The sequence below is a fragment of the Catonella sp. genome (assembly GCF_052173895.1).
GTDB lineage: Bacteria > Bacillota > Clostridia > Lachnospirales > Lachnospiraceae > Catonella.
In genome coordinates, this window is the sequence record NZ_JBQMXS010000023.1 from 20,374 (window position 1) to 27,665 (window position 7,292).

The 7,292-nt window shown below is 33.1% G+C and carries 9 protein-coding genes; all 9 read right to left on the bottom strand.

What is annotated here, in order from left to right; genetic code table 11:
• Nucleotides 1–7: 7 nt before the first annotated feature.
• A complete protein-coding gene (locus tag ACTTG8_RS06370; RefSeq protein ID WP_442561285.1) occupies nt 8–760 on the bottom strand; it encodes a ribonuclease HII in 753 nt (250 codons plus the stop codon).
• Nucleotides 760–1,473: a signal peptidase I gene (gene lepB / locus ACTTG8_RS06375; protein ID WP_442561286.1), complete on the bottom strand. Its 714-nt coding sequence runs from the start codon at nt 1,471–1,473 to the stop codon at nt 760–762. The genes ACTTG8_RS06370 and lepB (ACTTG8_RS06375) overlap by 1 nt, the downstream gene beginning before the upstream one ends.
• 5 nt (nt 1,474–1,478) lie before the next feature.
• Nucleotides 1,479–2,348, bottom strand: a complete 870-nt coding sequence (ylqF, locus tag ACTTG8_RS06380; protein WP_442561287.1) for a ribosome biogenesis GTPase YlqF — start codon at nt 2,346–2,348, stop codon at nt 1,479–1,481.
• Nucleotides 2,349–2,376: 28 nt separating this feature from the next.
• Nucleotides 2,377–2,973 carry a signal peptidase I gene (lepB, locus tag ACTTG8_RS06385; RefSeq protein WP_442561288.1) on the bottom strand — a complete coding sequence of 199 codons (597 nt, stop codon included), beginning with the start codon at nt 2,971–2,973 and terminating at the stop codon, nt 2,377–2,379.
• A 90-nt stretch (nt 2,974–3,063) separates the two neighbouring features.
• Nucleotides 3,064–3,405 (bottom strand): 50S ribosomal protein L19, encoded by a 342-nt coding sequence (gene rplS, locus ACTTG8_RS06390; protein WP_442561289.1) that lies wholly within the window; start codon nt 3,403–3,405, stop codon nt 3,064–3,066.
• Between the two features lie 131 nt (nt 3,406–3,536).
• Nucleotides 3,537–4,286 (bottom strand): peroxide stress protein YaaA, encoded by a 750-nt coding sequence (gene yaaA, locus ACTTG8_RS06395; protein WP_442561290.1) that lies wholly within the window; start codon nt 4,284–4,286, stop codon nt 3,537–3,539.
• Nucleotides 4,287–4,288: 2 nt separating this feature from the next.
• Nucleotides 4,289–4,786 (bottom strand): CYTH domain-containing protein, encoded by a 498-nt coding sequence (locus tag ACTTG8_RS06400; RefSeq protein ID WP_442561291.1) that lies wholly within the window; start codon nt 4,784–4,786, stop codon nt 4,289–4,291.
• A 3-nt stretch (nt 4,787–4,789) separates the two neighbouring features.
• Nucleotides 4,790–5,803 carry a GGDEF domain-containing protein gene (locus ACTTG8_RS06405; protein ID WP_442561292.1) on the bottom strand — a complete coding sequence of 338 codons (1,014 nt, stop codon included), beginning with the start codon at nt 5,801–5,803 and terminating at the stop codon, nt 4,790–4,792.
• 26 nt (nt 5,804–5,829) lie between these two features.
• On the bottom strand, nt 5,830–7,292 hold a 1,463-nt coding region (locus tag ACTTG8_RS06410), incomplete at its 5' end, for an MBL fold metallo-hydrolase RNA specificity domain-containing protein (protein WP_442561293.1).

Here is a 7,292-nt window from a genome sequence, read left to right on the forward strand (position 1 = left end):
ATTCTCCCTAATCATCTATATAAGTTTTTCTATGAAGAGGTGAAATTCCAAATTCTCTTATTCCTTCATAATGCTTTGAAGAACCATACCCTTTGTTTGTTGCAAATCCATACATAGGATATTTTAAATCCATGTCCTTCATAAAACGGTCTCTCACTACCTTAGCAACAATACTTGCAGCTGCTATAGAAAGGCACTTAGAATCACCACCAACTACAGCCTGCTGCTCTATATCAAGGTTAGGTATTTTCTTATTTCCATCAACCAGTACTATATCAGGTCTTATATTCAAAGCAGATACTGCCTCTCTCATAGCCTCAAATGTTGCCTGAAGTATATTTATTTCATCTATTCTATTATTGTCTACACTTCCAAAACCAACACTTATAGCCTCGCTCATAATATAATTGAACAGTTCTTCCCTCTTTGTTTCATTAACTTTTTTAGAATCATTTATATAAGGTATAATCAAATCTTTAGGAAAAATAACTGCTGCTGCAACTACCGGTCCTGCAAGTGGTCCTCTTCCTACCTCATCAACCCCACATATATATCCGTTTTCACTGAACTGTCGTTCAAATTTAGACATTGCTTTTACACGATTAATTTCTATCTCATAGTTTTCAAACTTTTTCTTTGCCATTTCTATTATTTTTTGAACGCCACTTCTGGTATCTTCTTTATAGCAAGCAACAAATTCTCCTAGTTGAGATATGGTGTAATTAGCATACTCCTCTTTAATCTCTGATATATTTTTCATTAATTTACTGCTCCAAACTTTGATATTGGAAAAATCCTTATCCAGACTTTTCCAATTATACTGCTCTGTTTTATAACACCAACCTGCTCATATCTGGAATCATAACTATTATTTCTATTATCTCCAAGCACAAAATATTCATCTTTTCCTAATTTTATGCCATTTTTTGCTATACCTGAATAATGCATTGTATCATTTATTAATGGATCATCGTCAAGAATCCTTCCATTAACATAAACCCTACCTTTTCTTATAGTTATTTTTTCTCCAGGTAATCCAATAACTCTTTTTATATAAATACTTGAATCATGATAGTGAAACACTATAACATCATATCTTTCTAAGTTTTTAACCTTATAAAAAAGCTTATCAATCAGCAGCTTATCTGCACTTTCAAAAGTAGGATGCATAGATGAGCCATTCACTATTGTTTCCTGAATCAAATATGCATTCACTAACCTTGCCAAAATCATTGACATCAAAATTACTGCTACAATTTTAGCATATAATTTAAATCCCGTTTCTTCGTCTGCCTGTTCTTTAACAATAATAACTTTTTCAGTTTCATCTTTTTGTATTAGCTTATTTTTTTTATAATAATTTTTTTTGAACTTATTGATATCATCTACTTCATAATATTCATATATGTCTGCACAAAATTCTAAACTGTCTTCAATTAAGTCATTATTTGTTTTGATTATATCCTCATCCATGCTGCTCATACTCCTACATTTTCAAGAGTTATTTTGCCTAGTCTTCCATTCTTAAAATCATCAAGAATCAAAGAGGCGGCTTTATCTGTATCTGCCTCTCCACCTCTTTTAATTAATGCCCTCCTCTGTGCTATCATTTCAAGTATTTTCATTGAAAAATTTATTTCATCTTCATTTTTTTTATAAAATTCAAACCCGTAATACTCCGCCAGATTTCCTTCATATAAAGTCTCAAGCTCAAGTATAAATTTAATTGCAAGTTCTCTTTTTTCAATGATTTCATCCCTCATAGAACCAATAAATGCTAAATGTTCAGCTGTTCTCCTATCTTCAAATTTAGGCCATAATATCCCCGGTGTATCCAAAAGTTCTACCTGCTTATTAAGCCTAATCCATTGTTTCCCCTTGGTAACTCCCGGCTTATTCCCTGTCTTGGTAACAGCCTTACCTGCAAATGAATTGATAAAAGTAGACTTACCTACATTTGGAATACCTCCAACTATTGCTCGCACCGGTCTGTTAAGTATCCCTCTTGCCCTGTCTCTTGCCATTTTTGCCTCAGCTGCCTTAGCAATAGCCTCTTTAACCTGCTTGATTCCGTTTCCACTTTTAGAATTTAATTTAACCGCAATCAATCCTTGGTTTTCAAAATATTTAACCCAAGTTTCTGTAGCTCTATCATCAGCCATATCAGCCTTATTTAACACAATAACCCTAGATTTATTTGCAGCAAGACTGTCTATGTCTGGATTTCTGGAACTTATAGGAATTCTTGCATCCACTAACTCTATTACAACATCTATTAACTTAATATCTTCTTTCATCTGGCGTACAGCCTTTGTCATATGACCTGGATACCAATGTAAATCGGGCATTTCTTCCTCCAAATTTTCAATCATTAAATCAATCTGCCAAATTCAATCCATTTATAAATGAAAATGGTTTTTCTCTAGCTATTGCCTCACCAATTATCTCAGTTTTAAGGACATTTCCAACACTAGCAAATCTGCTGTCTTCACTATCATTTCTATTATCACCCAAAACAAAATATTCATTATCATCTAACTTTATACTTTCTTCAGCCAGACCACCATTCTGAATGATATCAGTTTTAACTTTTTCTTTAAAAACTTCATCATTTATATAAACAACGCCGTTCTTAATCTTAATTGTCTCTCCAGGCAGGCCAATTACTCGTTTTACTTCAAAATAACTATGCTCTTTATTAGTCTGCTTATATACAATGACATCGTTTCTTTTCGGTTTTTGTAAATAATATGCTAATTTATTAACAATCACAATCTGCCCATCTTCTAATGTAGGTTGCATTGAAAGTCCTGAAACACTTGTTTTTATAAATACATTTGATGCTACTAAATAAGATGCTCCCACTGTAAAAACTAATAAAAGTATCCATACTATTATTTCTTTTATTATTTTTTTTACAGAAGGTGTAGTTTCTATCTTTGACTTTTTATGAAAATATGATTTTCTTATCATAATCGTCCTTTCAAATATATAATATAATAAAAAAGGAACAACTGCAAGTAGTTGCTCCCTTTAAATAAAGTGCTGTCTTACTAGAACTAATTAAATTTCTTTAAGTTTAGCTGACTTACCTACTCTGCCACGAAGGAATGTGAGCTTAGCTCTTCTTACCTTACCATGACGAACAACTTCGATTTTGTCAACATTTGGAGAATGTACCGGCCAAGTTCTTTCAACACCAATACCACTTGAAAGCTTTCTAACAGTAAAAGTCTCTCTTGCTCCACCACCCTGTCTCTTAATCACAATACCTTCGAAGATCTGAATTCTTTCTCTCTGACCTTCCTTAACCTTAGCATGAACTTTCACAGTATCACCTACTCTGAATTCATCAACACTTGCCTTAAGCTGCTCTTTTTCAATCTCTCTGATTAATTCGTTCATTTCTAATCTCCTTTTCCATAGATGTTCTTAACACGCTCACTATGAGGTATCAGAGGACCATCCGAATTACACAACATCTTATTTTATCATGTATTTAGATTGTTTTCAAGACTTTATAAAAGATTTTTAATTCACCTTATTTCTCGTTCAAACACAAATTTATTATTATTTGATAAATTTTCCCTAAAAACATAGCCCAAACCATTGAATTCTTTTATATTTTCCACATCTTCAATTTTTCTTTCAGCCATAAATCTTACCATTTCTCCCCTTGCCATCTTGGCATAAGTTCCTTTGGTAACCATTTTTCCATCTACATCTTCTACAAAATCGCAGGTAATAAACCTATCATCTTTTGTTAAATATTTGTCAATACATTTATAGTATTCCTTAGATGCAAGATTTATAAATATTCCACTCTCATCCCTCACTTCATTATAAATCCTGCTACCCCAAAACTCATATAAGTCTTTTTTCCCGTCAATTATTAACTTTGCCTGCATTTCCAATCTATAAGGAACGACCCCGTCCATAGGCTTTACAACTCCATAAAATGCTGATAATATTCTCAGATGTTTCTGTATATAAGCTAGCTGTTCACTATCAAATACTGCAGGCGACATATACTTATAGGCTATCCCCTCATAAGAAAGAATTGCAGGTGTTAGGCTATTACTTAAGTCCATACTTGCAATTCTTTCTATATTTTCATCGGTCAGCTTATCGTTACATTTCCAAATCTTTTGTAATTCATTCCTATCTTTAGTTTTTAATAGATTAAGTATTACTTTTGCATCCTCAACAAACACAGGTCTTCCAATTGCATTTAAAGAGTCTGTTTCCTTATACATTTTCTTCGCAGGAGATAAAATTATTTTCATATCTAATCCTTAAAATATTCCTCACTATATTGCTCTAATTTCACAATTTCTGAATTTCTATACCTCTTGTCATCACTCACATCTTTTCCAAGCCAAGTAGGTTTGTTAAAATTCTTAGCCTCTTCTACCGATTTAAATTCAACCTCAGCAAAGACTAACCCCAAAAGTCTGCCTTGAAAAATATCGAGTTCAACCTTAAGCCCTTGTTCCAACGGTATAATATATCTATTTTTTCTTAATAAATCTCCACATATTTTTTCTTTTAAGGCCTCATATTCTTTCTCAGTGATTTCACACTCAATTTCATTATTTATAATAGGATCTCCATCACTTTTACAAACATCAAACTTACTCTTTACGGTCAAAATATATCTTGAATTAATCTTCCTTATTCTAATAGTCGGCTTTGTGCTGATATACCCTTGCTCTATTTCCAACTTCATATAGCTTTCTAATTTTTCAGGAATTTTCTTTAGCAAAAATTTTCTTTCAATTTCCATATATTATTTTTCCTCTTGCAAAAGCTGGTAATCAATATCATATTTAACCACAATCTTGTACTTATCTGCAAATCTTGAATAATTGTTTATAACCCTTTTCACAACATCCTCATGATTTACCTTATCAGCACCAATTAGCATAACAAGGTACTGGCAGGAACTGTATTTAGTTGCAACATCACCAATTCTAAGTGATACTTTTATTATATTTTCAAGGTCAAACATAGCCTCTGAAAGTGTGAGTGGGTCTATCATGTTGCCATCTTGCTTTGAAATTGTAAAAAGAATAATCTCTAACTTCGTTTCTTTTCTAGCAGAATATCTTGAAATAAACTGAAAAATATGCTTAAAACCCTCATACTCCACATGATATGCACCGATGGGCTTATTTTTTTCAGAAATAAGATGTTTTACTATCTCCATATCTGCACTTGTATTCATAACCTTATTTTTCGCATAATCCTCATCCGCAATGGTAAAACTGTTTTTTCCATTTTGCTTGGAATAGCTAAGAGCCTCAACAGCTTTTCTATATAAAGAGAGAAAATCACTTCCATTAGCAGGGGATTTTGCAATTCCTATAGAAATAGTAAACTCTCTGTCAAGTTTCATTCCAGCAAAACTCTCCTTTGCCGCCTTTAACAGCTTACTCGAAATGCTATTAATATCTTTATAGGTAAGATTTCCAACCAAAAATACTCCGAATTCATCTGCTGAAATTCTAGAAGTTATGTCCCTGTCCCTAAATGAATTGCTTAAGACTCCTGCAAGTCTTACAAGACAGGCATCTCCCATAATATGACCATATTCTTCGTTTATCTTCGCAAACTCATCAATATCAATAATAAATAACACTCCTGAATTTCTTTCTCCACCTACAAAATCATCAACCTTATCAGACAGATATTTTTTATTCCATAAGCCTGTCAACCCATCTTTTAAAGAAATTATATCTAACTGGTTCAGTTTACTCGTTATATCACTATCCATAGCATTTTCACTACTATTAGTTACCATATATACATCCTCTCATTACTTTCCGTTTATTTCCACTTGTTGCAAATAGTTTCAATCTGTTCTGCAAACTTATTCATATCCCTATTAGCAAGACCACTACTAGCATTAATTATGTCAAGCAACCTCTGTCCTGCTGAAAGCAGTTTCTCATATTCAGCCTTATGTTTAGCTGACTTAACCTCTTTTTTAATAAGCACAGGCTCTGCAATATATTCCCATTCTTCTAAAATCAAATCGTAGATTGAACCACTATAAGGTGCATAGGCATTATGTTTATATTCTTCAGTTAATGTTTTTCTAAAACTTTCAGCTACCTTATCCTCACCATGTACGATGAAAACTGCACTAGGTTTTGGGTTAAATGCTGATATCCAAGAAATAAGCCCATTTTTATCAGCATGACCACTTACACCTGCAAGCACTTTAATATCGGCATTTACCTCTATTTCTTCACCAAATAACTTGACTCTTTCTGCTCCGTCTACCAAAATACGTCCAAGAGTACCAACTGCCTGATATCCAACAAAAAGTATTGTACACTCTCTCCTCCAAAGATTGTGTTTTAAATGATGCCTTATTCGCCCTGCCTCACACATTCCTGATGCTGATATAATTACCTTTGGTTTTTTATCAAAATTAATCGCAATAGAATCATTACTTGTCACAGAAGTTTTAAGTCCATTGAAACTTATAGGATTAATTCCTGCATTAATCAATTCCATTGCCTCTTCATCAAAACATTCTGCAAAATTTTTATTGAAAATATTAGTAGCCTCTATAGCTAGTGGACTGTCCACAAAAACCTCAAAATCATCATATCCGTATACCAGCCTGTCTTCTTTAATCTTTCTCATAAAATATAGTATTTCTTGTGTACGTCCTACTGCAAAAGAAGGTATGACTACATTTCCTCCTCTACTGAAAGTATCATTCAGTATATCAGACAGTGCAGATACATAATCAATTCTAGAACCATGTAACCTATCTCCATAAGTGGACTCCATAACAACAAAGTCTGCCTCCGTAGTATACGCAGGGTCTTTAATGATTGGTTGATTAATATTTCCTATATCTCCTGAGAATACAAGTACCTTCGTAATATTGTCCTCAGTTATAGAAACCTTAATACTTGCCGAGCCTAAGAGATGTCCTATATCTGTATAGGAAATTCTAATCCCTTCACAGATTTCAACCTCTTCATTATAATTTACCTTACAAAAATGCTTAATTACACCCTCTACATCTTCCATTGTATATGGTGGTTCAAAATGCTCCTTACCTGCCCTCTTATTTTTTCTATTTTTCCATTCAGCCTCAAACTCCTGAATATGAGCAGAATCTCTTAACATAATATTACAAAGTTCACAAGTTGCTACTGTCGCAAATATCTTCCCTTTAAAGCCGTTTTTGTAAAGAGCAGGTATCATTCCTGTATGGTCAACATGGGCATGAGTAACTAAGATATAGTCAATTTCAGAAGGAGATACAG

Coding starts and splice junctions, on each gene's coding strand:
- ACTTG8_RS06370 (WP_442561285.1), bottom strand. CDS start 760: ATGAAAAATATATCAGAGATTAAAGAGGAGTATGCTAATTACACCATA.
- lepB (WP_442561286.1), bottom strand. CDS start 1,473: ATGGATGAGGATATAATCAAAACAAATAATGACTTAATTGAAGACAGT.
- yaaA (WP_442561290.1), bottom strand. CDS start 4,286: ATGAAAATAATTTTATCTCCTGCGAAGAAAATGTATAAGGAAACAGAC.
- ylqF (WP_442561287.1), bottom strand. CDS start 2,348: ATGCCCGATTTACATTGGTATCCAGGTCATATGACAAAGGCTGTACGC.
- ACTTG8_RS06405 (WP_442561292.1), bottom strand. CDS start 5,803: ATGGTAACTAATAGTAGTGAAAATGCTATGGATAGTGATATAACGAGT.
- lepB (WP_442561288.1), bottom strand. CDS start 2,973: ATGATAAGAAAATCATATTTTCATAAAAAGTCAAAGATAGAAACTACA.
- ACTTG8_RS06400 (WP_442561291.1), bottom strand. CDS start 4,786: ATGGAAATTGAAAGAAAATTTTTGCTAAAGAAAATTCCTGAAAAATTA.
- rplS (WP_442561289.1), bottom strand. CDS start 3,405: ATGAACGAATTAATCAGAGAGATTGAAAAAGAGCAGCTTAAGGCAAGT.